This is a genomic window from Burkholderia sp. IMCC1007 (genome assembly GCF_027257875.1).
Classification (GTDB): domain Bacteria; phylum Pseudomonadota; class Gammaproteobacteria; order Burkholderiales; family Burkholderiaceae; genus Burkholderia.
In genome coordinates, this window is sequence record NZ_JAPVQY010000005.1 from 125,189 (window position 1) to 150,977 (window position 25,789).

26 protein-coding genes are annotated in these 25,789 nt (G+C 69.1%); 18 read left to right on the plus strand and 8 right to left on the minus strand.

What is annotated here, in order from left to right; genetic code table 11:
- The first annotated feature begins 284 nt into the window (after nucleotides 1-284).
- The 4 genes from O1Q03_RS07380 to O1Q03_RS07395 all read left to right on the plus strand — a co-directional run bounded on the left by O1Q03_RS07380 (nucleotide 285) and on the right by O1Q03_RS07395 (nucleotide 4,181).
- Nucleotides 285-1,217, plus strand: a complete 933-nt coding sequence (locus O1Q03_RS07380) for a 4-hydroxyproline epimerase (protein WP_269502618.1) — start codon at nucleotides 285-287, stop codon at nucleotides 1,215-1,217.
- Entirely contained in the window at nucleotides 1,214-2,341 is a 1,128-nt protein-coding gene (locus tag O1Q03_RS07385; protein ID WP_269502498.1) for an NAD(P)/FAD-dependent oxidoreductase, read from the plus strand. Before O1Q03_RS07380 ends, O1Q03_RS07385 begins: the two co-directional genes overlap by 4 nt.
- A gap of 341 nt (nucleotides 2,342-2,682) precedes the next feature.
- Nucleotides 2,683-2,916 carry a 2Fe-2S iron-sulfur cluster-binding protein gene (locus tag O1Q03_RS07390; RefSeq protein WP_096499103.1) on the plus strand — a complete coding sequence of 78 codons (234 nt, stop codon included), beginning with the start codon at nucleotides 2,683-2,685 and terminating at the stop codon, nucleotides 2,914-2,916.
- Nucleotides 2,913-4,181 carry an NAD(P)/FAD-dependent oxidoreductase gene (locus O1Q03_RS07395; protein ID WP_269502499.1) on the plus strand — a complete coding sequence of 423 codons (1,269 nt, stop codon included), beginning with the start codon at nucleotides 2,913-2,915 and terminating at the stop codon, nucleotides 4,179-4,181. Before O1Q03_RS07390 ends, O1Q03_RS07395 begins: the two co-directional genes overlap by 4 nt.
- 45 nt (nucleotides 4,182-4,226) lie before the next feature.
- On the opposite strand, the gene O1Q03_RS07400 is transcribed toward O1Q03_RS07395, so the two are convergent.
- Nucleotides 4,227-5,171, minus strand: coding sequence for a LysR family transcriptional regulator (locus O1Q03_RS07400; protein ID WP_269502500.1), 945 nt, complete (start codon nucleotides 5,169-5,171; stop codon nucleotides 4,227-4,229).
- Nucleotides 5,172-5,335: 164 nt separating this feature from the next.
- Here O1Q03_RS07400 and gtdA point away from each other — a divergent pair, with 164 nt between their 5' ends.
- The 8 genes from gtdA to O1Q03_RS07440 all read left to right on the plus strand — a co-directional run bounded on the left by gtdA (nucleotide 5,336) and on the right by O1Q03_RS07440 (nucleotide 11,850).
- Nucleotides 5,336-6,382 carry a gentisate 1,2-dioxygenase gene (gene gtdA / locus O1Q03_RS07405; RefSeq protein ID WP_269502501.1) on the plus strand — a complete coding sequence of 349 codons (1,047 nt, stop codon included), beginning with the start codon at nucleotides 5,336-5,338 and terminating at the stop codon, nucleotides 6,380-6,382.
- Between the two features lie 87 nt (nucleotides 6,383-6,469).
- A complete protein-coding gene (locus tag O1Q03_RS07410) occupies nucleotides 6,470-7,168 on the plus strand; it encodes a fumarylacetoacetate hydrolase family protein (RefSeq protein WP_096499095.1) in 699 nt (232 codons plus the stop codon).
- A gap of 35 nt (nucleotides 7,169-7,203) precedes the next feature.
- A complete protein-coding gene (maiA, locus tag O1Q03_RS07415) occupies nucleotides 7,204-7,845 on the plus strand; it encodes a maleylacetoacetate isomerase (RefSeq protein WP_269502502.1) in 642 nt (213 codons plus the stop codon).
- 19 nt (nucleotides 7,846-7,864) lie between these two features.
- Nucleotides 7,865-9,073: a 3-hydroxybenzoate 6-monooxygenase gene (locus O1Q03_RS07420; protein WP_269502503.1), complete on the plus strand. Its 1,209-nt coding sequence runs from the start codon at nucleotides 7,865-7,867 to the stop codon at nucleotides 9,071-9,073.
- Nucleotides 9,074-9,149: 76 nt separating this feature from the next.
- On the plus strand, nucleotides 9,150-10,520 hold the full coding sequence (locus O1Q03_RS07425) for an MFS transporter (protein WP_269502504.1): 1,371 nt from the start codon (nucleotides 9,150-9,152) through the stop codon (nucleotides 10,518-10,520).
- 128 nt (nucleotides 10,521-10,648) lie between these two features.
- Entirely contained in the window at nucleotides 10,649-11,002 is a 354-nt protein-coding gene (locus tag O1Q03_RS07430) for an ArsR/SmtB family transcription factor (RefSeq protein WP_269502505.1), read from the plus strand.
- Entirely contained in the window at nucleotides 10,992-11,426 is a 435-nt protein-coding gene (locus O1Q03_RS07435) for a YeeE/YedE family protein (protein WP_269502506.1), read from the plus strand. The genes O1Q03_RS07430 and O1Q03_RS07435 overlap by 11 nt, the downstream gene beginning before the upstream one ends.
- A gap of 1 nt (nucleotide 11,427) precedes the next feature.
- Nucleotides 11,428-11,850 carry a DUF6691 family protein gene (locus tag O1Q03_RS07440; protein WP_269502507.1) on the plus strand — a complete coding sequence of 141 codons (423 nt, stop codon included), beginning with the start codon at nucleotides 11,428-11,430 and terminating at the stop codon, nucleotides 11,848-11,850.
- Here the strand turns inward: O1Q03_RS07440 and O1Q03_RS07445 are convergent.
- Together O1Q03_RS07445 and O1Q03_RS07450 are read right to left on the minus strand one after the other, a co-directional pair.
- Entirely contained in the window at nucleotides 11,812-12,222 is a 411-nt protein-coding gene (locus O1Q03_RS07445) for a hypothetical protein (protein WP_269502508.1), read from the minus strand. The two genes, O1Q03_RS07440 and O1Q03_RS07445, sit on opposite strands and share 39 nt — an antisense overlap.
- Nucleotides 12,203-12,553: a hypothetical protein gene (locus O1Q03_RS07450; RefSeq protein WP_269502509.1), complete on the minus strand. Its 351-nt coding sequence runs from the start codon at nucleotides 12,551-12,553 to the stop codon at nucleotides 12,203-12,205. The genes O1Q03_RS07445 and O1Q03_RS07450 overlap by 20 nt, the downstream gene beginning before the upstream one ends.
- Before the next feature lie 203 nt (nucleotides 12,554-12,756).
- Here O1Q03_RS07450 and O1Q03_RS07455 point away from each other — a divergent pair, with 203 nt between their 5' ends.
- Entirely contained in the window at nucleotides 12,757-14,241 is a 1,485-nt protein-coding gene (locus O1Q03_RS07455; RefSeq protein WP_269502511.1) for an aminotransferase-like domain-containing protein, read from the plus strand.
- 144 nt (nucleotides 14,242-14,385) lie between these two features.
- Here O1Q03_RS07455 and O1Q03_RS07460 read toward each other — a convergent pair whose 3' ends face one another.
- The 3 genes from O1Q03_RS07460 to O1Q03_RS07470 all read right to left on the minus strand — a co-directional run bounded on the left by O1Q03_RS07460 (nucleotide 14,386) and on the right by O1Q03_RS07470 (nucleotide 17,733).
- On the minus strand, nucleotides 14,386-14,661 hold the full coding sequence (locus tag O1Q03_RS07460) for a hypothetical protein (RefSeq protein WP_269502512.1): 276 nt from the start codon (nucleotides 14,659-14,661) through the stop codon (nucleotides 14,386-14,388).
- Between the two features lie 97 nt (nucleotides 14,662-14,758).
- Nucleotides 14,759-16,213 carry a cytochrome-c peroxidase gene (locus tag O1Q03_RS07465; protein WP_269502619.1) on the minus strand — a complete coding sequence of 485 codons (1,455 nt, stop codon included), beginning with the start codon at nucleotides 16,211-16,213 and terminating at the stop codon, nucleotides 14,759-14,761.
- Between the two features lie 56 nt (nucleotides 16,214-16,269).
- A complete protein-coding gene (locus tag O1Q03_RS07470; protein WP_269502513.1) occupies nucleotides 16,270-17,733 on the minus strand; it encodes a metallophosphoesterase family protein in 1,464 nt (487 codons plus the stop codon).
- 161 nt (nucleotides 17,734-17,894) lie between these two features.
- On the opposite strand from O1Q03_RS07470, the gene O1Q03_RS07475 reads away from it, so the two are divergent.
- A complete protein-coding gene (locus O1Q03_RS07475; protein WP_269502514.1) occupies nucleotides 17,895-18,743 on the plus strand; it encodes a class I SAM-dependent methyltransferase in 849 nt (282 codons plus the stop codon).
- 86 nt (nucleotides 18,744-18,829) lie between these two features.
- Here the strand turns inward: O1Q03_RS07475 and O1Q03_RS07480 are convergent, their stop codons facing one another.
- Both O1Q03_RS07480 and O1Q03_RS07485 read right to left on the minus strand, forming a co-directional pair.
- The gene (locus O1Q03_RS07480) at nucleotides 18,830-19,141 is read right to left on the minus strand and encodes a hypothetical protein (RefSeq protein WP_269502515.1); all 312 of its coding nucleotides are present in this window, start codon (nucleotides 19,139-19,141) and stop codon (nucleotides 18,830-18,832) included.
- Nucleotides 19,138-19,440: a hypothetical protein gene (locus tag O1Q03_RS07485; protein WP_269502516.1), complete on the minus strand. Its 303-nt coding sequence runs from the start codon at nucleotides 19,438-19,440 to the stop codon at nucleotides 19,138-19,140. The genes O1Q03_RS07480 and O1Q03_RS07485 overlap by 4 nt, the downstream gene beginning before the upstream one ends.
- A gap of 749 nt (nucleotides 19,441-20,189) precedes the next feature.
- On the opposite strand from O1Q03_RS07485, the gene O1Q03_RS07490 reads away from it, so the two are divergent.
- The 4 genes from O1Q03_RS07490 (at nucleotide 20,190) to gsiB (ending at nucleotide 25,755) form a co-directional block, all read left to right on the plus strand.
- On the plus strand, nucleotides 20,190-21,134 hold the full coding sequence (locus tag O1Q03_RS07490) for a MurR/RpiR family transcriptional regulator (protein ID WP_269502517.1): 945 nt from the start codon (nucleotides 20,190-20,192) through the stop codon (nucleotides 21,132-21,134).
- On the plus strand, nucleotides 21,131-22,120 hold the full coding sequence (locus tag O1Q03_RS07495) for an isoaspartyl peptidase/L-asparaginase family protein (RefSeq protein ID WP_269502518.1): 990 nt from the start codon (nucleotides 21,131-21,133) through the stop codon (nucleotides 22,118-22,120). Before O1Q03_RS07490 ends, O1Q03_RS07495 begins: the two co-directional genes overlap by 4 nt.
- Before the next feature lie 27 nt (nucleotides 22,121-22,147).
- Nucleotides 22,148-24,055: a dipeptide ABC transporter ATP-binding protein gene (locus O1Q03_RS07500; protein WP_269502519.1), complete on the plus strand. Its 1,908-nt coding sequence runs from the start codon at nucleotides 22,148-22,150 to the stop codon at nucleotides 24,053-24,055.
- A 137-nt stretch (nucleotides 24,056-24,192) separates the two neighbouring features.
- On the plus strand, nucleotides 24,193-25,755 hold the full coding sequence (gsiB, locus tag O1Q03_RS07505) for a glutathione ABC transporter substrate-binding protein GsiB (protein ID WP_269502521.1): 1,563 nt from the start codon (nucleotides 24,193-24,195) through the stop codon (nucleotides 25,753-25,755).
- The last annotated feature ends 34 nt before the right edge of the window (nucleotides 25,756-25,789 follow it).

Sequence of the window (25,789 nt, forward strand, 5' to 3'; positions counted from 1 at the left end):
GAACACTCCGGTTCGCTGGCTGGCGGTTCGACTCACTGCAATCTCCTGCTTCGTATCGAGCGACGACAGGCGCGTCGACGTGCAACCAGTATCGCCGTGCAAACACCCATCACGCTTGAGCCGTATCGCGGAGCAAAATGACGAAATCGGCATAGTGCGCGGAAGGCTCGTGAAAGGTGCTGCGCACTATGCCGATTTCGTCGCCCCCCTCATCGAAAAGCCACAAGCGGACGGACGCGCGACGGAGGAAGCTATGCTCCTTTCCCCACTTCGGACGGCTCATGATGAAGCGCATCCAGATCATCGATTCGCACACGGGCGGCGAACCCACGCGGCTCGTCGTGTCCGGTTTTCCCTCGCTCGGCAACGGCACGATGGCCGAGCGCCGCGACGTGCTCGCGCGCGAACACGATCGCTATCGCACCGCGTGCATTCTCGAGCCGCGCGGCAGCGACGTGCTGGTCGGCGCGCTGCTGTGTGAGCCGGTGTCGCCGGAAGCGGCGGCCGGCGTGATCTTCTTCAACAACAGCGGTTATCTCGGGATGTGCGGGCACGGCACGATCGGCGTCGTGCGCACGCTGCATCACATGGGCCGCATCGAGCCGGGCGTCCACCGGATCGAAACGCCGGTCGGCACCGTCGAGGCGACGCTGCACGACGACCTGTCGGTCAGCGTGCGCAACGTGCTCGCGTATCGCCATGCGAAGGGCGTCACGGTCGACGTGCCGGGCTACGGCCCCGTGAAGGGCGACATCGCGTGGGGCGGCAACTGGTTCTTCCTGATCAGCGACCACGGCCAGCGCGTGGCGGGCGACAACGTCGCCGCGCTGACCGCCTATTCGTCGGCGGTGCGTGCCGGTCTCGAACAGGGCGGCATCACCGGCGCGAACGGCGGCGAGATCGACCATATCGAACTGTTCGCCGACGATCCCGAACACGACAGCCGCAGCTTCGTGCTGTGCCCGGGCCACGCATACGACCGTTCGCCGTGCGGCACCGGCACGAGCGCGAAGCTCGCGTGCCTCGCGGCCGACGGCAAGCTCGAACCGGGCGTCGTGTGGCGGCAGGCGAGCGTGATCGGCAGCGTGTTCCAGGCGAGCTATACGCAGGCCGACGGCGGCATCGTGCCGACGATCCGCGGCAGCGCGCACCTGAGCGCGGAAGCCACGCTGCTGATCGAGGAAGACGATCCGTTCGGCTGGGGCATCGGGTCGTGAGCGAAACGAAGACCGACGTCGTCGTGATTGGCGCCGGCATCGTCGGCGCGGCGTGCGCGCATGAGCTCGCGCAGCGCGGGCTGCGCGTGCTCGTCGTCGACGACGCGAGCGGCGGGGCCACCGGCGCCGGCATGGGCCACCTCGTCGCGATGGACGACAACGCGGCCGAGCTCGCGCTGAGTCATTACTCGATCGAGCTGTGGCGCGCGCTCGCCGGCGAGATGCCGGACGGCTGCGCGTACCGCAACTGCGGCACGCTGTGGCTCGCGGCCGATTCCGACGAGATGGACCTCGCGCGCGCCAAGCAGGCGACGCTCGCCGCGCACGGCGTGGCGGGCGAGCTGATCGACGCGGCGACGCTCGCGCGACTCGAGCCGATGCTGCGTCCGGGCCTCGGCGGCGCGCTGAAGATTCCCGGCGACGCGATCCTGTATGCGCCGGTTGCCGCGAGCTGGCTGCTGCAGCGCGCACCGGGCATCGCGTTGCGGCGCGATCGGGCCGTGGCGGTCGACGGCCCGAGCGTGACGCTCGCGAGCGGCGACACGCTGCGCGCGGAACGCGTCGTCGTCGCGAACGGCGTCGGTGCGCGTACGCTGTTGCCCGAACTGCCGCTGCGCCCGAAGAAGGGCCATCTGCTGATCACCGACCGTTATCCGGGCCAGGTGTCGCACCAGCTCGTCGAGCTCGGCTATGCGGCGAGCGCGCATGCGAGCGACGGCACGTCGGTCGCGTTCAACGTGCAGCCGCGGCCGACCGGCCAGTTGCTGATCGGCTCGTCGCGCCAGTTCGATACCGAGGACGCGCGCGTCGAGCCGCCCGTGCTCGCGCGCATGCTGCGCCGCGCGGTCGGTTACCTGCCGGATCTCGCCGACCTGAACGGCATTCGTTCGTGGACGGGCTTCCGCTCCGCGAGCCCCGACGGCCTGCCGTTGCTCGGCGAGCATCCGGCGCGCCCGGGCGTGTGGCTCGCGGTCGGGCACGAAGGGCTCGGCGTCACGACCGCGCCGGGCAGCGCGCGGCTCGTCGCCGCGTTGATGGCCGGCGAGCGTCCGCCCATCGACATCGAACCGTATTTGCCGGGACGTTTCCTGACGACGTCCCCCGTAGCAGGAGCGCTGACATGAAACGACCCCCACGCTCACTTTGTTCGCTGTCGACCGGAGTGGGTGCTTCAGCACTTACTCCGGTCCCATGCAAAGCTCCCCCCGCGGGGGCGGCCAGCCTCCTTGGGGCGGCCCGGCGGAGGCTGAGATGAAACGACCCCCACGCTCACTTTGTTCGCTGTCGACCGGAGTTTGTGCTTCAGCACTTACTCCGGTCCCATGCAAAGCTCCCCCCGCGGGGGCGGCCAGCCTCCTTGGGGCGGCCCGGCGGAGGCTGAGATGAAACGACCCCCACGCTCACTTTGTTCGCTGCCCCCCGGGGGGGAGGTCAGCCTCCTTGGGGCGGCCCGGCGGAGGCTGACATGATCATTCATCTGGACGGCCGCGCGCTGACGGTGGCCGACGGCGCGACCGTCGCGGCTGCCATCGCCGCGAGCGGCGACGACACCACGCGCGTGTCGTGCACGGGTGCGGCGCGTGCGCCGTTTTGCGGTATGGGCATCTGCCAGGAGTGCAGGATGACGATCGACGGCCGCCGTCGTCTGGCTTGCCAGACGCTGTGCCGCGACGGAATGCGGGTGGAGCGCACGCGATGAAACAGGAACGACTGAGCGTCGACGTCGCGATCGTCGGCGCGGGCCCGGCCGGGCTGTCGGCCGCACGGGCCGCCGCGCGAAGCGGCGCCACGATCGCGATCATCGACGACAACCCGCGAGCGGGCGGGCAGATCTGGCGCCAGGCCGCCGCCGCCACGCCAGTGCCGGCCGCCGCGGAACGCCTTGCGGTGCTGCGGCAGCCGAACGTGACCCATCTCGCGGCCACGCGCATCGTCGCCGAAACGCAACCGGGCACGCTGCTGCTCGAGGACGACGAGCGCGGGCTTCTGCTCGAATTCCGCACGCTGATTCTGTGCTGCGGCGCGCGTGAGCTGCTGCTGCCGTTCCCGGGCTGGACGTTGCCGGGCGTCACCGGCGCGGGCGGCCTGCAGGCGCTGATCAAGTACGGCCTCGACGTGCGCGGGCAGCGCACGGTGATCGCCGGCAGCGGCCCGCTGCTGCTCGCGAGCGCGGCGACGGCCCGCCAGGCCGGCGCGCAGGTGTCGCACGTGCTCGAACAGGCGGCGTGGGGCGACGTGGCCGGTTTCGGCGCCGGGCTGTGGCGCTGGCCGTCGAAGGTCGCGCAGGCCGCGAAGCTCGTCACGGCGGCCTATCGGCCCAATGCGTACGTCGTCGAGGCGTTCGGCGACAAGCGGCTCGAACGCGTGCGGATCCGGCACGGCCAGCGCGAATTCGACGTCGACTGCGACCGGCTCGCGTGCGGCTTCGGGCTCGTGCCGAATACCGTGCTACCGAGCCATCTCGGCTGCCGGATCGAAAACGGCGCGGTGGCGGTGGACGTGCATCAGCGCACGAGCCGCGACGGGTATTTCGCGGCAGGCGAGTGCACGGGCGTGGGCGGTAGCGAACTGGCGATGGTCGAAGGCGAAATCGCCGGCTATGCGGCCACCGGGCAGACGGCGCCGCTTGCCGCGCTGGTCGCGCAGCGCGCGCACTGGCAGTCGTTCGCCGACGCGGTGCGCGCGCGCTTCGCGATTCGCGAGCCGATTCGCCGGCTCGCGCGGCCCGATACGCTGCTGTGCCGTTGCGAGGACGTGCGTTTCGACGCGGTGGCGCCGGCGCCCGGCTGGACGGCCGCGAAGCTGCAGACGCGCTGCGGGATGGGCGCATGCCAGGGCCGCGTATGCGGCGCGGCCGCGCAGGCGCTGTTCGGCTGGGCGCCGCCGGTGCCGCGCACGCCGCTTGTGCCCGCGCGGGTCGGCACGCTGATGCTGGACGACCCGGCATCCTGCGACGGCGCGTGATGGGCTACGGCGAAGCGGCCTGCGTGAACGGGACCGCTTCGCCGCTTACTCTTCCTTCACCTTCTCCCATCCGCCCACCTGCGGCGCCGCACAGGCGCGCAGGCATTCGATCGCGGCCGCGACGGCCGCGCGGTTCGCGCTGTCCGGATGCCAGTACATCGACACCGCGCCCTGGCCCTCGACCTGCATCGGCAGGATGCGGATCGCGTTCAATTGTTCGAAGCGCCGCGCGGCACGATGCGACGCGACGCCCAGCAGATCGGTGTTGTTCAGCAGCGTGAGGTTCAGGATCGACGAATTCGATTCGACGCAGTGCGGTGGCTGCACGCGGCCGGCGGCCGTCAGCGCGACCTGCAGCGCGTTGTGCACCGGCGTGCCGGCCGGCCAGACGATCCACGAGTACGCGAGCACCGCGTCCCAGCCGATGGGCGCCGTGCCGACGAGCGGGTGATCGGGCCGCGCGACGAACACGACCGGATCGACATACAGCGCCTCGGCATGCAGGTGCGGATCGACGGACGCGGACCCCGAGCGGCCCAGCACGATGTCCAGTTCGCCGCGCGCGAGCTGCGGCATCAGCTGGTTCATCGTGCTCTCGGTGAGCCGCACCTGCGCGCGCGGCATCCGCTTCAGCAACTGCGACACCGCGAGCGGCACCGTATCGGCCGCCGCGACGCCCGACGTGCCGATCGTCACGAGGCCGCTGCCGCCTTCGCGCAGCGCGGCCATGTCGTCGCGCGCGACGTCGAGCTGCGCTTCCACCCGGCGCGCGTGCTCGATCAGCGCTTCGCCGTACGGCGTCGGCCGCAAGCCGCGCGCGTGCCGCTCGAACAGCGGCAGCCCGACGTCCTCCTCCAGCTCCTTCAGCCATTTCGACAGCGCGGGCTGCGTGGTCGCGAGCGCCGCCGCCGACTGGCTCAGGTTGCCCGTGCTCGCCACGCTCAGCAGCACCTGCAGGTGCCGCAAGCGCAGCCGGTAGGTCCAGTCCATCGCATGCTCCGTATCGGAAGGTATATCCGAAATCATATGGATTAGATGATTTCACCATTTTACCGGGTATGGCTGCGTCGAATATAAATTCGTCAACGGACCGCCGCATGCGGTCCTCGACCGGACACCGCGCCGACCACGATCGGCCGCCTCAAGGAGACATCATGACCAGCCGACACCCCGATACCACGCGCGCCGATTACTACGCACGGATCGCCGAGCAGCGCCTCGCGCCGCTGTGGGAGTCGCTGCACAACCTGGTGCCGAAGACGCCGCAGCCGGCCGCGCAGGCCGCGATCTGGAAGTACGCGCAGGTGCGCGACCTGGTGATGCAGGCCGGCAACGTGATCAGCGCGGAAGAAGCCGTGCGCCGCGTGCTGGTGCTGGAGAATCCGGGGCTGCCCGGCAAGTCGAGCATGACGCCGAGCCTGTACGCGGGCCTGCAGCTGATCCTGCCGGGCGAGATCGCGCCGAGCCACCGGCATACGCAGTCGGCGCTGCGCTTCATCGTCGAAGGCAAGGGCGCGTGGACCGCGGTGAACGGCGAGCGCACGACGATGCATCCGGGCGACTTCATCATCACGCCGTCGTGGGCATGGCACGACCACGGTAACCCGTCGGTGGAAGACGGCGGCGAGCCGGTCGTATGGCTCGACGGCCTCGACATCCCGCTGGTCGCGAGCCTCGATGCCGGTTTCGCGGAGAACTACCCGCAAGCCGAGCAGCCCGTCAGCCGCGCGGAAGGCGACAGCTTCGCGCGCTTCGGTCACAACATGGTGCCGGTGCGGCATCGCGCGAGCGATCCGACGTCGCCGATCTTCAGCTACCCGTATGCGCGCACCCGCGACGCGCTCGACGCGCTGTACCGCAACGGCGAACTCGACGCGTGGGACGGCGTGAAGCTGCGCTACGTGAACCCCGCGACGGGCGGCTGGCCGATGCCGACGATCGCAACCTTCATGCAGTTCCTGCCGGCCGGCTTCGACGGCCGCACGTATCGCAGCACCGACGCGACGATCTACTGCGTCGTCGAAGGGAGCGGCACCGCGCACATCGGCGACGCCGCGTTCGCGTTCGAGCCGCACGACATCTTCGTCGCGCCGTCGTGGGCGCCGGTACGGCTGTCGGCGTCGTCCGACAGCGTGCTGTTCAGCTATTCCGACCGGCCCGTGCTGTCCGCGCTGAACCTGCTGCGCGAAGCGCGCGACTGACGGCGCGGCTTTCCCGCTTTCCCGACTCGTCTGGCGCGCCGTTCGGCGGCGCGCATTCCTTCATTCATGCCTACGCTGGAGCCGTTCATGACTTACGTTTTCCCGCCCGAAGCGCCCGTCGCGCTTCCCGTTGCCGGTAGCGACGCCCGTTTCGCCGTCCGCCGCGTGTACTGCGTCGGCCGCAACTACGCGGCCCATGCACGCGAGATGGGTTTCGATCCCGATCGCGAGCCGCCGTTCTTCTTCTGCAAGCCGGCCGATTCGATCGTGCCGGTCGCATACGGCGAAACGCTCGAACTCGCGTATCCGTCGCAGACGCAGAACTATCACTACGAAGCCGAGCTCGTCGCGGTGATCGGCAAGGGCGGTTCGGACATTCCGCTCGAGCAGGCGCTCGAACACGTGTGGGGCTACGCGGTTGGCCTCGACATGACGCGCCGCGATCTGCAGATGAAGATGCGCGAGATGGGCCGGCCGTGGGAAATCGGCAAGGCGTTCGATCGCTCCGCGCCGATCGGGCCCGTGCATCCGGCGAGCGAAGCCGGCCATTTCGAGCAGGCCGGCCTGTGGCTGACCGTCAACGGTACGACGAAGCAGAAGAGCGACGTGTCGCACCTGATCTGGTCGGTCGCGGAAACGGTCGCCGACCTGTCGAAGTTCTTCCGCCTCGAACCGGGCGACGTGATCTTCACCGGCACGCCCGAAGGCGTCGGCGCGGTGGTCAAGGGCGACGAGATGAAGGTCGGCGTCGAGCGTCTCGGCGAGCTGACCGTCCGTGTGGTCTGACGCGAGTTCGTCGATTTTCCTCGAAAGGTCCCATCGTGCAACTGCATAGTTTCTTCAACAGTTCGACGTCCTATCGGGTGCGTATCGCACTCGCGCTGAAAGGGCTGTCGTACGACACGCTGCCCGTGAACATCCGCACGGGCGAGCATCGCGAGGCCGGCTACGTCGCGCAGGTGAATCCGTCGGCGTCGGTGCCCGCGCTGGTCGACGGCGATTTCCGTCTCGGCCAGTCGCTCGCGATCATCGATTACCTCGACCAGCTTCATCCGGAGCCGCGGCTCATTCCGCTCGAGCCGCAGCTTCGCGCGCGCGTGCTGGAACTCGCGGCGCTGATCGCGTGCGACATCCATCCGGTCAACAACCTGCGCGTGCTGCGCTACCTCGATACCGAACTGAAGGTCACGCCGCAGCAGAAGAGCGCGTGGTATCGGCACTGGGTCGCGGAAGGGATGGCCGGCGTCGAGCGGCTGCTCGCGCGCGCGGACACCGGCCCGTGGTGTTTCGGCGCCGCGCCGACGCTCGCCGACGTGTGCGTCGTGCCGCAGATTGCGAACGCGCTGCGGATGGACTGCGACCTGAGCGCGTATCCGCGCAGCCTCGCGATATATGAACATGCGCGGCACGAGCCGGCGTTCGACGCGGCGCAGCCGCAGCGGCAGCCGGACTACGTCGCGTAACACGAAGAAGGAGACAGACATGGGCGAGAAAAACGACCAGGGCCGACGCGTGCTCGTGATCGGCGGCGGCATCGGTGGGCTCGCGACGGCGCTGGCGCTCGCGCGCCAGGGCATTCGCGTGAAGCTGCTCGAGCAGGCCGAGCAAATCGGCGAAATCGGCGCGGGCATCCAGCTCGCCGCGAACGCGTTCAACGCGCTCGATGCGCTGGGCGTCGGCGAGGCCGCGCGCGGCCGGGCGGTGTTTACCGACTGGCTGCAACTGATGGACGCCGTCGATGCGCGGGAAGTCGCGCGCATCGACACGGGCGCCGCGTATCGCGAACGCTTCGGCAACCCGTATGCGGTGATCCATCGCGCGGACATTCACCTGTCGATCTACGAAGCGGTCAAGGATCATCCGCTGATCGAGTTCCGGACCAGCACGCAGGTGTGCGCGTTCGAGCAGGATGCCAATGGCGTCACCGTGACCGATCAGCGCGGCGAGCGTTATCGCGCCGATGCGGTGATCGGCTGCGACGGCGTGAAATCCGCGATCCGTCAGGCGCTGATCGGCGATGAGCATCGCGTGACGGGACACGTCGTGTACCGCGCGGTCGTCGACGTCGACAACATGCCGAAGGATCTGCAGATCAACGCGCCGGTGGTGTGGGCCGGCCCGCATTGCCATCTCGTCCACTATCCGCTGCGCGGCGGACGGCAATACAACCTCGTCGTCACGTTCCACAGCCGCGAGCAGGAAACCTGGGGCGTGCGCGAGGGCAGCAAGGAAGAGGTGCTGTCGTACTTCGACGGCATTCATCCGCTGCCCAAGCAGATGCTCGACCGGCCGACGTCGTGGAAGCGCTGGGCGACCGCCGACCGCGATCCGGTCGAACGCTGGAGCACGGGGCGTGCGACGGTGCTCGGCGACGCCGCGCATCCGATGACGCAATACATCGCGCAGGGTGCGTGCCAGGCGCTCGAGGATGCGGTGACGCTCGGCGCGGCCGTCGCGCAAACCGACGGCGACTTCGAGGCGGCGTTCGCGCTGTACGAGCGCGTACGGATTCCGCGCACCGCGCGCGTGCTGTATTCGGCGCGAGAGATGGGGCGGATCTATCACGCGAAGGGCGTCGAGCGGCAGGTGCGCAACGCGCTGTGGGTCGGACGCACGCAGGCGCAGTTCTACGACTCGCTCGACTGGCTGCACGGCTGGCGCGCGGAGGATTGCCTGAAGTCCGTCGCCTGACGCACTTCAGCCCGAATCCGGCGGCGCGCATTCCAACGACATCGCGCGCGACCGCCTTCATGGAGGAGACACCATCATGGCCGATACGCTGTCCATCGACGTCAGCGAGTGGATCGACCGGCATCGCGTTGCGCCGTTTCAGGCCGCGATCGTCGCGCTGTGCTTCCTGATCGTCGCGATCGACGGTTTCGACACGGCATCGATCGGGTTCATCGCCCCCGTCATTCGAGCGGAATGGGGGCTGTCGCCCGCGCAGCTCGCGCCGGTATTCGGCGCGGGCCTCGCCGGGCTGATGGCCGGCGCGCTCGCGTTCGGGCCGTTCGGCGACCGGTTCGGCCGCAAGCGCCTGCTGCTCGCCTGCGTCGCGTGCTTCGGCATCGCGAGTGCCGCGTCGGCGAGCGCGGGCGGTCTCACCGAACTGATCGCGTGGCGCTTCGTGACGGGCCTCGGGCTTGGCGGCGCGATGCCGAACGCGATCACGCTGACATCCGAATACTGTCCCGCGCGGCGGCGCTCGCTGCTCGTGACGACGATGTTCTGCGGCTTCACGATCGGCTCCGCGCTCGGCGGGCTGGTGGCTGCGTCGCTGATCGAGCGCGACGGCTGGCGCGCGGTGCTCGTCGTCGGCGGTGCCGCGCCGCTGCTGCTTCTGCCGGTGCTCGCATGGCGGCTGCCGGAATCGGTGCGCTATCTCGTCAACGCCGGCGCGGCGCGCGAGCGGATCGCGGCGATGCTCGCCCGCATCGCGCCGGACCCGCATCTCGCGCACGCGTCGTTCATCGCGCCGAGCGGCAAGCCGGCCGGCTCGCCGCTCCGCCGGCTGTTCAGCGCCGACCTGCTGCGCGGCACGCTGCTGCTGTGGCTCACGTTCTTCATGAGCCTGCTCGTCATCTACCTGCTGTCGAGCTGGCTGCCGACGCTGCTGCGCACGACCGGCGCGACGCTGCAGATGGCCGCGCGCGTGACCGCGATGTTCCAGGTCGGCGGCACGCTCGGCGCGATCGTGCTCGGCTGGCTGATGGACCGCTTCGATCCGCATCGCGTGCTCGCATGCAGCTATGCGGGCGCCGGTGTGTTCGTCGCGGCGATCGGTGTGCTGGCCGCGTCGCCGGCAGGGGCCGCGCTGGCCGTGTTCGCGGCCGGCTTCTGCGTGTCGGGCTCGCAGGTCGGCGCCAACGCGCTGTCGGCCGCGTTCTATCCGACCGAATGCCGCACGACGGGCGTGAGCTGGGCAAACGGGATCGGCCGCAGCGGATCCGTCGTCGGCTCGATGGCGGGCGGCGCGATGCTCGCGATGGGGCTGCCGTTGCCTGCCGCGTTTGCCTGTGTCGCCGTGCCGTGCGTGATTGCCGGCGTCGCGGTATTCGTGCTGGGGGTGCACCGGGCCGGGGGCGGGGCCACGCCGGAGGCGGCCGCCGCCAAGGCAATTGCCGGCGAGCAGGCGTAGCGACACGCGCGGCGCGAGTGGGGCGGCGTTGCGCTGCGGGTGCGTTCGGGCGGCACCGGCGGTAGCGCCGCGAAACGATATATGAATTGATAGAATATCGATTCGTATATCGTAGACCTTCATCCTCCATGAACATCGATCCTTCGGCCGGGCCGCTGCCTGCGCCCGAACAGATGCGCGCGGCAGCAGAATCGGCATGCGCGCTGCTCAAGGTGCTGTCGAATCCCGACCGGCTGCTGCTGCTGTGCGAACTGTCGCAGGGCGAGCGCTGCGTGAGCGATCTCGAGACGCGCCTGGATATCCGTCAGCCGACGCTGTCGCAGCAACTCGGCGTGTTGAGGGACAACGCGCTGGTCCGGACGCGCCGCGACGGCAAGAACATCCACTATTCGCTCGACAGCGCGGCCGCGATCGCGGTGATAGGCGTGCTGTACGAGCAGTTCTGCGGCCCGGCCGCGAAGGCAACGCGCGATGCAGCTTGATGCGCTTCATTTCACGCCGTGGCTGTCGCTTGCCGGCGGCGTGCTGATCGGGCTCGCGGCGGCGTGGCTCGTCGCGTTCAACGGGCGCATTGCCGGAATCAGCGGCATCGTCGGCGGGCTGTTGACCGGCGGTGCCGCGGAGCGCGACTGGCGTGCCGCGTTCGTCGCCGGTTTGATTGCCGCGCCGCTCGCGATGCGCATCGCCGGTGCGGGCGTGACGCTGCAGATCGATGCCGGTTGGGGCGAACTGCTGGCGGCCGGCCTGCTCGTGGGAATCGGCACGCGGTATGCGGGCGGGTGTACGAGCGGCCACGGCGTCTGCGGGTTGTCGCGCCGTGCGTCCCGGTCGATCGTCGCGACGGCGGTGTTCATGGTCGCGGGCTTCGCGACCGTATTCGTGCGGCGGCACGTGCTCGGAGGCTGACATGCAGGCAGGATTCGCGTTTCTGGCGGGGCTGCTGTTCGGCGCCGGGCTCATCGTGTCGGGGATGGCCAATCCGCAGAAGGTGCTCGGTTTTCTCGATGTGGCCGGCCGCTGGGATCCGTCGCTCGCGTTCGTGATGGCTGGTGCGATCGGCGTTGCCGGGTTCGCGTTCGCGTGGGCGAAACGCCGGACGCGCGCGTGGCTCGGCCTGCCGATCCAGTGGCCGGCCGCGCGGACGATTACCGTGCGGCTCGTTGCCGGCAGCGCCGTGTTCGGCATCGGCTGGGGGCTCGCGGGGTTTTGCCCGGGGCCCGCGATCGTGTCGATCGGGTTCGGGTCGGCGAAGGGCATCGCGTTCGTTGCCGCGATGCTGGCGGGGATGGTGCTATTCGAATGGATCGAGCGTCGGCGGCAGGTGAGGTGAGCGGGTGGTGGGCGGCGCGCTTCGGGAGGCCATCGGCTGTGGTGGGTCAGTGGAGCGAACGTGCGCTGGCGTTCGGTCGCATCGCGGTCTGCATCGGGCGGGGTGATGCGGTCTTTGGCGGGCGACGTTGGTGATCTCAGTGGTGTCGGTGGTCTCCATGATCTCGACGACCTCGGCGACCTCGACGACCTTGGCGACCTTGGCGATCTCGGCGATCTCCGTGACCTCCGTGACCTCCGTGACCTCGGCGACCTCGACGACCTCGACGACCTCCGCGATCTCGGTGATCTCGGTGATCTCGACGATCTCGACGATCTCGACGATCTCCGCGGCCCCGGCACGATCCGCCACGTCAGGACGGCTCGTGCGCATGCCGCTCGCCGAATACCTGCACGGCGAACCGACGTAAGGCCACGCGCCACCCGGCGAACACGCCGCGCCCGCCCGCAGGTTCCACGACGGTCGCGCTGGCCGGCCCCGCGCCGCCGGACGTCAGCGCCACGTGACCGCCCGTCTCGATCGTCAGGCATTCGCCTTCTTCGAGCACACGGCGAACGTATTGCGGTGCATCGGGCAGCCAGTCGAGCCCGCCATGACGCAACGTGACCGCGAGTGCGCCGTCCAGCACGATGACCTGGCTGCCCTTGTCGAACCACGCAAAGTGGCTTTGCCCGGCGTCGAGCCGGATGTCCTGCGTCCGCATGGCGAGTCCTTTTCCCGGTTGCGCAGCCTCGCGACGGCGAGGCGACAGCGTGCAATCAGGTTAGGGAAGCGCGCGCGAGCGGGACAGATTCAGGGGACGGGAATCTGTTGCGGTGCAGCCGGCGATTTTGCATCGCTGTATCGGTGGGTTTGCCCCGAATCTGTATCTGGCGAGCATTCGCGCGCGCCGGCACGATGGCCCGCATGACGCCCATCACCGACCTGTCACGCACGCCTTTGCCGCTGTCCGGCGAACCCCTTTACGAACGGCTCGCCGAGCATTACCGGCGCATCATCGCGGCCGGCACGCTGTCGCCCGGCGACCGGATGCCGTCGGTGCGCGCGTTCATGGCGCAGCACGGCGTGAGTTTGTCGACCGCGATCCAGGCGTTCCGGCGGCTCGAGGATGCGGGCTGGTGCGAAGCGCGGCCGCGCTCGGGCTATTTCGTGCGGCGGCGCGCGGCGGCCGTGCTCGACACGCTGCCGGAAAGCGACGGGCCGCCGCTGAGCATCGAGCCGCCGTTCGCGGGCCTGCACGAACGTGTGTCACGCGTGATCGATCGCGCGAACGGGGCGCCCGATGCGCTGAACCTCGGCGGCGCATCCGCGCAGGCGACGTTGTATCCGGCCGAGCGCCTGCAGACGCTCGCGATCCGGCTGCTGCGGCGCAAGCCGACGTTGCTGACCGACGCGGGGCCCGTCGGCGGTTCGCCCGAATTCAGGCAGACGATGGCCAAACGCGCGGTGTCGTATGGCGTGACCGTGTCACCGGACGATGTGATGTCGACGAGCGGCGGGGTCGATGCCGTGAATCTCGCGCTGCGCGCGGTGGCGCGCCCCGGCGACACGATCGCGATCGAATCGCCGGCCTTTTTCGGCCTGATCCAGTTGCTCGAGAGCCTCGGCCTGCGCGCGCTCGAGATTCCGGCCAGCCCGACCACCGGCTTGTCGATCGAGGCGCTCGACGTGGCGCTGGCCGCGTATCCGGACATCCGGGCCGTGGTCGTCGTGCCGAACCTGCAAAACCCGCTCGGCAGCGTGATGCCGGACGACCGCAAGGCCGCGCTGGTTGCACTGTGCTCGCGCCGCGGCGTGGCCGTGATCGAGGACGAGCCGTATCGCGAACTCGTCGAGGCGCCGCACGCGGTGAAGCCCGTGAAGGCATGGGACCGCGACGGCACCGTGATCTACTGCCCGTCGTTCAACAAGGTGCTGGCGCCCGGGATGCGGCTCGGCTGGATGAGCGCGGGGCGCTGGCACGCACGCGTGAAGATGCTCAAGTTCGCGCACAGCCGGCACAACGCCGCACTGCTGCAGGCGGTTGCCGCCGAGTTCGTCGGCTCGGGCGCGTTCGATCGTCACCTGCACCGGTTTCGCGAGCAGCTTCGCGTGCAGCGCGACGTGACGATCGACGCGATCGCACGCCATTTTCCGGCCGGCACGCGGATGAACCGGCCGCCGGGCGGCATGCTGCTGTGGATCGCGCTGCCGGACGGCGTACGGTCCGAAGCGCTGTTCGATGCTGCGCTGGCACGTGGAGTGAGAATCGCGCCAGGCTCGATTTTTTCGAATTCCGATCGCTTCGACGCGTATATCCGGCTTGCCTGTACACGCGTGTTCGACACCGCGCATGAAGCGGCGATCGAAACGCTCGGCCAGTTGATACGCGAGGCAGCAGCGGCCGCGTAACCGGGCTGGCCGGCAGCCGGGCTGGCAACGGTGAGCCCCAGCGCCGCCGGCGTGGCGCATGCGCGGGCCGGCCGACCCGGCATGCCGTTTCGACGCCGGCCTGCCGCTGCGTGACGCCGCACCGGCGATACGATTTCGGCGATTTCATCGCCCGCCCGTATGCGCGGCGAGGTGCTGGCGGATCAACGACAGGTAACGATCGCCGACCGAGAAGTCGCGTGCGGCGCGCGGCCGCTCCGCCGGACGCAGCGTGGCCGGCGCGCTCATGCCCAGATACCGGCACACCGCGGACGGAAACGGCTTGCGTGTATGCCCGAGCTGCCGGGCCGCGCGTTCGACGCGGGCGTCGCCGACCTGCGCACGCAGCCAGGCCAGCACTTGGCGATCGGTGTCGTTGACGATACGGACCAGATGTTCCATCTCGCACCTCACTGTTCATAAATACAGTACTGTAAATATAACCAGTATATGCAGCGGTCGCAAGCGGGTGCGCACGCGCCTGGCCGTTCGGCCAGGGTCAGCGTGTCGGCGCGGCGTTTCGGGCGCGTGGCGATCCGATGATCCGGGCGGCGGCCACGGCCGGGCCAGCGCGCGCCGCAAGGTTCGCGTAGCGCGCGTCGGTGAGCGCGCCGAGGAACGCGACGATGTCGTCGATTTCGGCGTCGGTCAATGCGGGCGGGGTGCCCGGCCGCCGGTTCATCGGCGTCGAATTGACGTTGACGTTGCCGCGATAGGCGGCCGGCACGTCGTCGAAGGTTGCGGCACCGTGATACCAGTAGCCCGGGTCGGTCGAGCGCGTGTTGTAGAACGCGACCGCGTCCCGCAGCGTCGTAAACACGCCGTTGTGCATGAACGTCTGCTTGACCGCGACGTTGCGCAGCCCCGGCGTGCGCACGTAGCCGCACCATTGCGTCGGTTCCGGCCAGCGCAGCCGCGTGGCGGTGTCGCACAGCCCGTTGTCGAAGTGGCGCGGATCGCGGTTCGCGGGCAGCGCGCGGTTGCGCGGCACCGCGATCGCGTCGTAGCCGAAATCGGTGAACAGCGAGCGCTCCGGCCGGGTCGACGTCTCCGACAGCGTATGGCAGCTCATGCAATTGCCCTTGTCCGGATTCCGGAACAGCGCCAGGCCGCGCATTTCGGCCGGCGCGAGCGGCTTGCGCGTGCGCAGGAACGCGTCGAAGCGCGACGTGAACGGCGCCATCTCGTCGCTCTGCAGATAGGCTTCGACGGCCGAGCCCAATGCGCGCACCAGTTGCTCGGGATCGCGCCGCACCGACGCGCCGAAGCGCGCGGCGAGATCGGGCGCGAGCTCGGTGGCGTCGACCTTGCGCAGCAGCGCGGCCGGCGACCGGTTGTTCATCTCGTTCGGATCGAACAGCGGCCCGCGGATCTGCTCGGCGAGCGTATCCGCGCGGCCATCGCCGAACAGTCCGCCAAACGGCGACGGCGCCGGTGCGTCGTCGTCCTGGTAGAAGTGGCGGCGCGGCACGTAACGCACGTACAGCAGCGACGGCGCGTTGCGCTGGCTGAAGCGGCCATGACGGCTGCCTTCCGGCACACCGGGCCCGGCGAGCGACGCCGCCGACAGCGTCGGCGCGAACGCACGCCCCGGATCGTGGCAGCCCGCGCACGACATGCCGCGCGGCTCGGACAGCCGCGGATCGAAGAAGATCCGCCTGCCAAGCGCGACGAGCGTCGGATCGGGCGCGAAGTGCGCGGTCGCCGCGTCGATCTTGCCCGCCACCTGCGGCGTGCCGTTACCGATCGTGGCGACGATGCGCGACGGCGGCGCACCGGGCAGCAGCGTCGTTTCGGCAGGCGCGGCGTGAGCCGCGAGCGCGACACCAGCGAGCGTGGTCGCGGCGAATACGCGTGCCGTCCGGCCCGCATCGGCTGGAACGGAAGTCGAACGCGACACCGGAAGCACGGCACGCGCCACTGCCGAAACCCGCAGCAACCGCGATGCGGCCATTTCCCGGAGACGATGGCCCGAATCCACCAAACCGCGCTTCACTCGAACTCCATCACTCACGGCGCGATGAATCCCGTCTTGTCGCAGGCGAGCGTGGTGCCCGACTGGTCGCACGATGCGAGCAGCTTGCCGGCTGCCGAATACGCATGGAACACCCAGCCCGTCGCCGGTGCCGCGCGCCGTTCCATGATCAGGAAACCGAAGCTGTTGTTGTGCGACAGCCGTTCGATCACGGCGCCCGGCGCGGGCGTCAGGTCGGCCGGGAACGGGTCGGGCAGCGCGACGTCGAGGTTGTCGCCACCGTTGCCGGACACGATCGTCGCCGGATGCCCGGACGAGAAGTTGATCGCCTGAAAGTCGTGCACGTGCCCGTGCAGCGCGACGTGGATACCGGGCGGGTAGTATGCCTGCGCGTACAGGCTCGACATCACCGACTGCAGCGCGAGATTGCCCGGCGCCGGCGTGCTGCCGGCGATCGGCGCGAACGCGAGGATCGGATGATGGTTCGTGAAGATCGTCGTCGTCATGCCGGCCTTCGACGCGAGCGATGCCACCGTCTGGAACTGCTTCTGGTAGATGCGGAACTGCGCATCGGTCGTCTTCAGCGGATTGCGGCCGACCTTCGCGGTATCGAACACGATCACCTGCGTACCGCCGCCGAGCGACACCGCATACGGTTCGGCGTAGTTCGCGTCGTCGTCGCGGGCCGGATCGTCGCACGAACGGGCCGTCGAATACGGGCGCGGATCGAGGAAGCGATACCAGCCCTGGCCCGCCCGCGCACATTCCTCGTGGTTGCCGCGCACGACCACCCACGGCGCCTTCGCGAACAGCGGCGCGGCGGGGCGGAACAGGTCGGCCTGCCACGTATCCCAGCCGTAGCCCCACGGGCTGTCCTTGCAGCCGGCGATGTCGGGCGGGCACGCGTTCTCGCGGTAGTGATAGTCGCCGACGTGCAGCACCAGGTCCGGCGAGAGCTTCGCGACGCTCGCCGCGATCGTGTCGAATGGCCAGACCGTCGCGTCGTTGCATGCCTGCCATGCGTTGTCGGCCTTCTTCATCCGGCAGCCGGTGTCGGCGATGATCGCGATGCGCTGCGGCTGCGCATTCGGCAGCGGCAACGCACGGCCGGCGACGCTCGCCGTTTGCGCGTCGGCCGGCAACGTCGCTTCGCAGACCGATACCGGGAAGCTCGACGGTTTGGAGTCGGCCGGGGCGCTCGCGGTCGGTCGTTGCGCGATGGTCGCGGCGCCGGCGCGCAGCGACATGCGCGACACCTTGCCGTCGACGGACAGTTGCGGACACAACGGGTCGCTCGCGGACGCCGGGTTGTAGTTCGTGATCACGCGCGCGATCGCCTGGTTCGCATCGCCGATCTCGACCCACGCGGCCTGGACGTTGATCGCGGCACTGGCCGGATCGGCGGGCGTATCGATGTGATTCGAGCACGCGGACAGCGCCGCGAGTGCGGCAAGCGGAGCGCAGCGCTCGAACAGCGCGCGAGAGAGGAGTCGTCGCATGATTGGCACCATGGGAAAGCCGTCAACGATACGCAACATGAATGTAAGAAATATGAAACGTCCGGCGTGACGGTTGTGTCGCGGCAGTGCTTGACCTCAAGCCGGCTTGAAGCAGCATACTCGGGATCACGATCAACGACGCACGCGAAGGGGAATCGACGATGGAAGCGCACCAGCCCAACGAAGCGCAGTCCGCGCTATGGAACGGCCCGTCGGGGCATGCATGGATCGACGCACAGGCGTCGCTCGATGCGATGTTCGAACCGTTCGAAGCGCTGCTCGCGGATGCCGCGGCGGCTTCGTCCGCGCGCCGCGTGCTCGACGTCGGCTGCGGCACGGGGGCGGTGACGCGCGCGATCGCCCGCAGGCTCGGCGCGCACGCGCACTGTACGGGCGTCGACATCTCGGCGCGGATGATCGCCGCTGCGCAGGATCGCGCGGCACGCGACGGCGTCCGCGCGGGCTTCGTGTGTGCCGATGCGCAGACGCATGCGTTTGCGCGCGATCGTTTCGACCTGGTCGTGTCGCGCTTCGGCGTGATGTTCTTCGACGATCCGGTGCGCGCATTCGCGAACCTGCGCGGTGCGGCGCGCGCCAACGCGCAACTGCGGTTCATCGCATGGCGCAGCGCGGCGGACAATCCGTTCATGACGACGGCCGAGCGTGTCGCGGCGCCGTTGCTGCCGAACCTGCCGGCGCGGCAGCCGGGCGCGCCCGGGCAATTCGCGTTCGGCGACCGGCAGCGGATCGCATCGGTGTTGTCGGACAGCGGGTGGGCCGGCGTCGAGATCGAGCCGCTCGATATCGCATGCGCATTGCCGGGGCCCGCGCTGGACGACTACATCGCGCGGCTGGGGCCGGTCGGGCTCGCGCTGCAACAGGTGGATGACGCGACGCGGCGGCGCGTGGTCGATACGGTGCGCGCCGCGTTCGAGCGTTACGTGCACGGCGCGGACGTGCGTTTCGATGCGGCGTGCTGGCTCGTCACGGCGCGTGCGCCGTCCGCGTGACCCAGCGGAACAAGGGTGGCGATCCGGCGTTCGCCATGCGCGGCGCGGTCGACCGGCGATGAAGCCGGTCGCGCAAGGGCGCGCTTTCAGCCACGCCTTGCACGCAGCATCAGCCACGCACAGCCCGCCGCAACCAGCACGAGCCCGAGCAGCACCGCCTCGACGCCGAGCGCGAAGCCCGACGACATTTCGCCGCTGTTCGGCACCGGCGACAGATTGACGGTCATCGCGATCGCGCCGCCGGCCAGCAGCGCGATGCAGACGATCCAGTAGAGCTTGCCGCGCGACGCGGCAGCGCGGATCCGCCAGAGCGAGACGCCGGCGCCGCCGAGGTAAAGCACGGCGAGCGTGACGAGCGCGACGAGGTCGCCGGCGCGATTGTGGAGCAACCCGCTCATTGCACGGCTCCGTCGATGGTCGCGTATTCGCGCGACGGGGTGAGGGTGATGTGGCTGTTCATTCGGTCCTTGTCTCGTGCGCCGGTACGCGGCTCGCCCGCTCGGCCGTTGCCGAAGCCGTTCGCCGCAGTCGGCGCCAGAAAGACGACGAACAGGGTGACGGCAAGCCCACCGAGCGAGCCGAAGCGTGTGACGTCCCATAGCCTGCCGACGAAGAACAACGCGCCGATGACGGCGCGCGCCGACCGGACGACCGGCGGTTCGAACGTGGATCGGAACAGGAGGCGGGATTCCGGCATGACGGGCATCCAGATGTGGGTGCAACGACGCGCGACGCCGTCCGGCCACGCGTGTCGCGCGCCGGACCCTGATACGGCGTGCGTCGAACGTACCGCGGTGTCAGGGCTGCACGAAGGGTCGTGCAGCGATCAACCTGACGGATTGTAAGTGATCGCGGACGAATTGCCGCGGGCGACGCTGGCGACGGTCGTCGATCTGGATATCGCGGCAAGCCCGGCGGCCGCGATGGCGATCAGCACAAGTGCGGCGCCAACGCGAGCAGCGTGACAACGCAGACCGGTACGATGCCCCCTCCGACGCACGGCGCGACGATGAAGCCACGCGTGTCGACACGTGCGCCGAACGGTCGTCCGGCGACATTCATTCGTCGACCGCACGCGCGGCCTTCGCGCAACAGTATCGCGGGCGTTCGAGCGGCGCAGGCAAGCGTCCCGCTCACGCCACCGTCGCGAACCGCTGCGCGCTTGCGCGACACAGCCCGCATGTGCCCCACGGCAGGTACGCGATGCGCTCCGAGTTCGAACCAACCGGAGCGGGGTATTCCCGATCAATACGTGAAGCGGCGTGCGGAACCGTGGCTGGGCGATGCGTGCGGAACGCCCGTGTGGCGGGCGCGGGCGAGGTTGGAGCGACCGATCGACGGGAAGCGGGCGCATCAGGGGGCGTGACAACCCTGATGAAAGTTTATTTTTTTTCGGCCAGTGGATTGTGTAAATTGATTTTCACCAACCTTGCAACAACCATTCGCATGACGCCTCTCGTTCCGCCCGATGCCAGTCAGGATGAACCCGCGATCGCCGAGCGCATCGCATCGGCGATGCCGTTGATGACGCCGATCCACCGTCGCATGGGCGAGTTCGTGCTCGCGAACCCGTTTCGCGCGGCGACGATGCGCATCGACGAACTCGCGCAAGCGGTGAATGCATCGATCGCGACCGCGAACCGCTTCGCGAAAGCGCTCGGCTTCGACGGCTATCCGGCGATGCGCGCGGCGCTCGTGCGCGGCTTCGAGGCGACGCTCGGCCCGGTCGAGCGGCTGCGTTCCGCGCAGGAGCAGGAGGCGAGCGTGCGCGGCGCCGCGTGGATCGACGCGGTGTTCGACCAGGCCGTCGCGAACATCGAGCACACGCGCGCGCAGCTGGATGCGAGCGATGTCGAAGCGGCCGTCGAGGCGATCGTCGGCGCGCGGCGCGTGCTGATTCTCGGCGCCGGTTCGAGCGCGTTTCTCGCCGGGCTGATGGAGCACGGGCTGTCGGTGTGCCACGACAACGTGCAATCGCTCGCGCTGCTGGGCGGCCCGTCGCATGCGGCGCGGCGCCTGTATACGGCCGACTCGCGCGATCTCGTGATCGCGCTTGCATTTCCGCGCTACGTGAAGGACACGATCGAACTGGCCCGTCGAGCGGCGGCGCGCGGCGCGCGCGTGCTCGGCATCACCGACGGCCCGCAATCGCCGCTCGCGCCGATCGCGTCGCTGAACCTGTACGTGAACGCCGAGCGGCGTTTCGCGGCCACGTCGGAAGCGGCCGTGCTGACGATGATCGAGGCGCTGATCGACGCGGTCGCGCTGCGCACGCACCGTTCCGCGAAGTCGGCCGCCGAAATGACCGAATTCCTGTTGCCCTGGCTGATTCAGCCTCAAGCGGTGCAGCCGGCCGCCAACCCTTCTTCCTCCGGCCCGAAACAATCATGACTTCACCCGCGATCGTCGCGATTCACGGCGGCGCAGGCACGATCCTGCGCGATGCAATGGATAGCGACACCGAACGCCAGTACCGTGCCGAGCTGACCGCGATCCTGCAGGCCGCGCAGCAGGTGCTCGCCGACGGCGGCAGCGCGCTCGACGCCGTCACCGTCGCGGTGCGGATGCTCGAGGACTGCCCGCTGTTCAACGCCGGGCGCGGCGCCGTCTATACGGCCGAAGGCAAGCACGAACTCGACGCCGCGGTGATGGACGGCGCGACGCTCGCCGCAGGCGCGATCTGCTGCGCGACGCGCGTGCGCAACCCGGTGCTCGCCGCACGACGCGTGATGGAAGCGAGCGAGCACGTGCTGTTCGCCGGTGCGGGCGCCGACGCGTTCGCGGCCGCGCAAGGGCTCGAACTCGTCGAGCCCGGCTACTTCGACACCGAAGCGCGGCACGCGCAGTGGTTGAAGGCGCGCACGGCGGCCGGCATGATGCTCGACCACGATGCGGCCAGCTTCGCATTCCGCGCTGCCGCACAACCCGCCGAGCCGCTCGATCCGGACCGCAAGCACGGCACGGTCGGCGCGGTCGCGTGCGACGTGCACGGCCATATCGCGGCGGCCACGTCGACGGGCGGCATCACGAACAAGCAGCCGGGGCGCGTCGGCGATTCGCCGATCATCGGCGCGGGCTGCTACGCGGACGACGCGACCTGCGCGGTATCCGCGACCGGCACCGGCGAGATGTTCATCCGGCTCGCGACCGCGCACGACGTGGCCGCGCAGATCGCGTATCGCGGCGCGTCGCTCGCCGACGCCACGCACGACGTCGTGATGAACAAGCTGCCGCGGCTCGCCGGCCGCGGCGGAATCATCGCGGTCGATGCGCACGGCAACGTCGCGATGCCGTTCAACACGGAAGGGATGTATCGCGGCTACGCGCGCGTCGGCGAGACGCCGGTGGTCGGCATCTACCGCGACGATGCGGCCTGATCGCGGATCGCACGAGGAGAGCTTCGCATGAGTTCGAGCCGAAACCCGTCCGCGCTGGTGCTGCCCGAGCAGCGCGTGGTTGCCGTCGACGACCTGTCGGTGATGTTCCGCCGCGAAAACGCGACGTTCGACGCGGTGCGCAACGTGTCGTTTCACGTCGATCGCGGCGAGACGCTCGCGATCGTCGGCGAATCGGGCTCGGGCAAGTCGGTCACGTCGCTCGCGCTGATGCGGCTCGTCGAGCACGGCGGCGGCGAGATCACCAGCGGCCGGATCGCGTTGCGCCGCCGCGGCGGCACGCTCGTCGACCTCGCGCAGGCGAGCGCGGCGGCGATGCGCGGCATCCGCGGCGCGGACATCGCGATGATCTTCCAGGAGCCGATGACGTCGCTGAACCCGGTGTTTACGGTCGGCGACCAGATCAGCGAGGCGATCGCGCTGCACCAGTCGAAGCGCGCGGCCGAAGCTCGCGCGGAAGCGCTGCGGCTGCTCGATCTCGTGCGCATCCCGGAAGCGCGCCGCGTGTTTGCACGCTATCCGCACCAGCTGTCCGGCGGGATGCGCCAGCGCGTGATGATCGCGATGGCGCTGTCGTGCCGGCCCGCGCTGCTGATCGCCGACGAGCCGACGACCGCGCTCGACGTGACGATCCAGGCGCAGATCCTGCAGCTGATCCGCGGGCTGCAGGACGAAATGAACATGGGCGTGATCTTCATCACGCACGACATGGGCGTGGTCGCCGAAGTGGCCGACCGCGTGCTCGTGATGTACCGCGGCGAGAAGGTCGAGGAGGGCGAGTCGGACCGCATCTTCGCGACGCCCGCGCATCGCTACACGCGGGCGCTGCTCGCGGCCGTGCCGCGGCTCGGCTCGATGCTGGGCACCGACGCACCCGAGAAATTCCCGCTGCTGAAGGTGGACGGCGCGAACGCGGCGGCCGCGGCCCCGACCACGGCATCCGCCGCGAACGGCGCTGCGCAACCGCCCGTCGATCATGCCGCCCCGCCGATCCTGCGCGTGCGCGATCTCGTCACGCGCTTTCCGGTGAAGAGCGGCGTGTTCGGCCGCGTGTCGCAATACGTGCATGCGGTCGAGCGCGTGAGCTTCGAGCTGCGCGCGGGCGAGACGCTCGCGCTCGTCGGCGAATCGGGCTGCGGCAAGTCGACCACCGGTCGTTCGCTGTTGCGCCTCGTCGAATCGCAAAGCGGCTCGATCGAATTCGACGGCCGCGACATCAGCGCGCTGAAGGGTTCGGACCTGCAGGCGCTGCGTCGCAACATCCAGTTCATCTTCCAGGATCCGTTCGCGTCGCTGAACCCGCGCCTGACCGTCGGCTTCTCGATCATGGAGCCGCTGCTCGTGCACGGCGTCGCGAGCGGCCGCGAAGCGCAGGCGCGCGTCGACTGGCTGCTCGACAAGGTCGGCCTGCCGCCGGAAGCCGCGCGCCGCTATCCGCACGAATTCTCGGGTGGCCAGCGCCAGCGGATCGCGATCGCGCGTGCGCTCGCGCTGAACCCGAAGGTCGTGATCGCCGACGAGTCGGTGTCGGCGCTCGACGTGTCGGTGCAGGCGCAGATCGTCAACCTGATGCTCGACCTGCAGCGCGAACTCGGCGTCGCGTACCTGTTCATCTCGCACGACATGGCGGTGGTCGAGCGCATCAGCCATCGCGTCGCGGTGATGTATCTCGGCCAGATCGTCGAGATCGGCCCGCGCCGCGCGGTGTTCGAGGCGCCGCAGCATCCGTACACGAAGAAGCTGATGAGCGCGGTGCCGGTGGCCGACCCCGCGCGCCGGCATGCGCCGCGCCAGCTCGCGGCCGACGAGATTCCGAGCCCGATCCGCGCGGTCGGCGACGAGCCGACCGTCGCACCGCTCGTCGCGGTCGGTCCCGATCATTACGTCGCGACGCATCGCGTCGGCGGCGCGTATTGAACACGCGAACGCGCGGGAGCGTGCATATGGACCGAAGCTGCGCACGAGCAAGGCAACGGCGTCTTTTTCCCGAAAGGGGGCAGTCACGCCGCGATTTCCACCACGCGTTACCGAATCATCCACAGGAGCCCAACAAGATGAACAAGCCGTATTCGTTCCCGATGTTCCGTCCGCGCGCGCTGTTCGCCGCGGGGGCCGGCGCGCTCGCGTTGTCGGTCGCGGTGCCCGCGTTCGCGCAGCAGAACGTCGTGGTCGCCGTGTACTCGACGTTTACGACGATGGACCCGTACGACGCGAACGATACGGTGTCGCAGGCTGTCGTCAAGTCGTTCTACGAAGGCCTGTTCGGTTTCGACCGGAACATGAAGCTCGTCAACGTGCTCGCGACCAGCTATACGGCGTCGCCCGACGCGAAGGTGTACACGGTCAAACTGCGCCAGGGTGTGAAATTCCACGACGGCACCGACTTCAATGCCGCCGCGGTGAAGGCGAATTTCGACCGCGTGACCGATCCGGCGAACAAGCTGAAGCGGTACGGCCTGTTCCGGGTGATCGAAAAGACCGAAGTGGTCGATCCGAACACCGTGCGGTTCACGTTGCGCGAGCCGTTCTCGGCGTTCATCAACACGCTCGCGCACCCGTCCGCGGTGATGATTTCGCCGGCCGCGCTGAAGAAGTGGGGGCGCGACGTGTCGCTGCATCCGGTCGGCACCGGCCCGTTCGAGTTCGTCGAATGGAAGCAGACCGACGACATGAAGGTGAAGAAATTCGCCGGCTACTGGAAGAAGGGGTATCCGAAGATCGACGCGATCGACTGGAAACCGGTGGTCGACAACAACACGCGCGCCGCGCTGATCAAGACCGGCGAGGCCGATTTCGCGTTCACGATTCCGTTCGAGCAGGCGACCGACCTGAAGAGCAATCCGAAGGTGGACCTGATCGAGGCGCCGTCGATCATCCAGCGCTACATTTCGCTGAACACGCGGCAAAAGCCGTTCGATAACCCGAAGGTGCGCGAAGCGCTGAACTACGCGGTCAACAAGGATGCGCTCGCGAAGGTCGTGTTCGCCGGTTACGCGACACCGCAGACGGGCGTGGCGCCGACGGGCGTCGAATACGCGACGAAACTCGGGCCCTGGCCGTACGACCCGGCGAAGGCGCGTGCGCTGCTGAAGGAGGCCGGCTATCCGAACGGTTTCGAATCAACGCTGTGGTCTGCCTACAATCACACGACGGCGCAGAAGGTGATCCAGTTCGTCCAGCAGCAGCTTGCGCAGGTCGGCGTGAAGGTGCAGGTACAGGCGCTCGAGGCCGGCGAGCGGGTCGCTCGCGTTGAGAGCGCCCAGGATGCGGCGAAGGCGCCGGTGCGGATGTACTACAGCGGCTGGTCCGCGTCGACCGGCGAGGCGAACTGGGCGCTGTCGCCGCTGCTTGCTTCGGAGTCGGCGCCGCCGAAGCTGTACAACACGGCGTACTACAAGAACGGTCTGGTCGACGACGATCTCGCGCAGGCGCTCTCCACGACCGATCGCGCGAAGAAGGCCAGCCTCTACGCCGATGCGCAGAAGCAGATCTGGGCCGACGCGCCGTGGATCTTTCTCGTGCAGGAGAAGATCGTCTACGCACGGAGCAAGCGTCTGCAGGGCATGTACGTGATGCCGGACGGCTCGTTCAACTTCGACGAGATCTCGGTGAAATGACGGCGGTTCACCCGCCACGCGGTGCCGGCGGCGC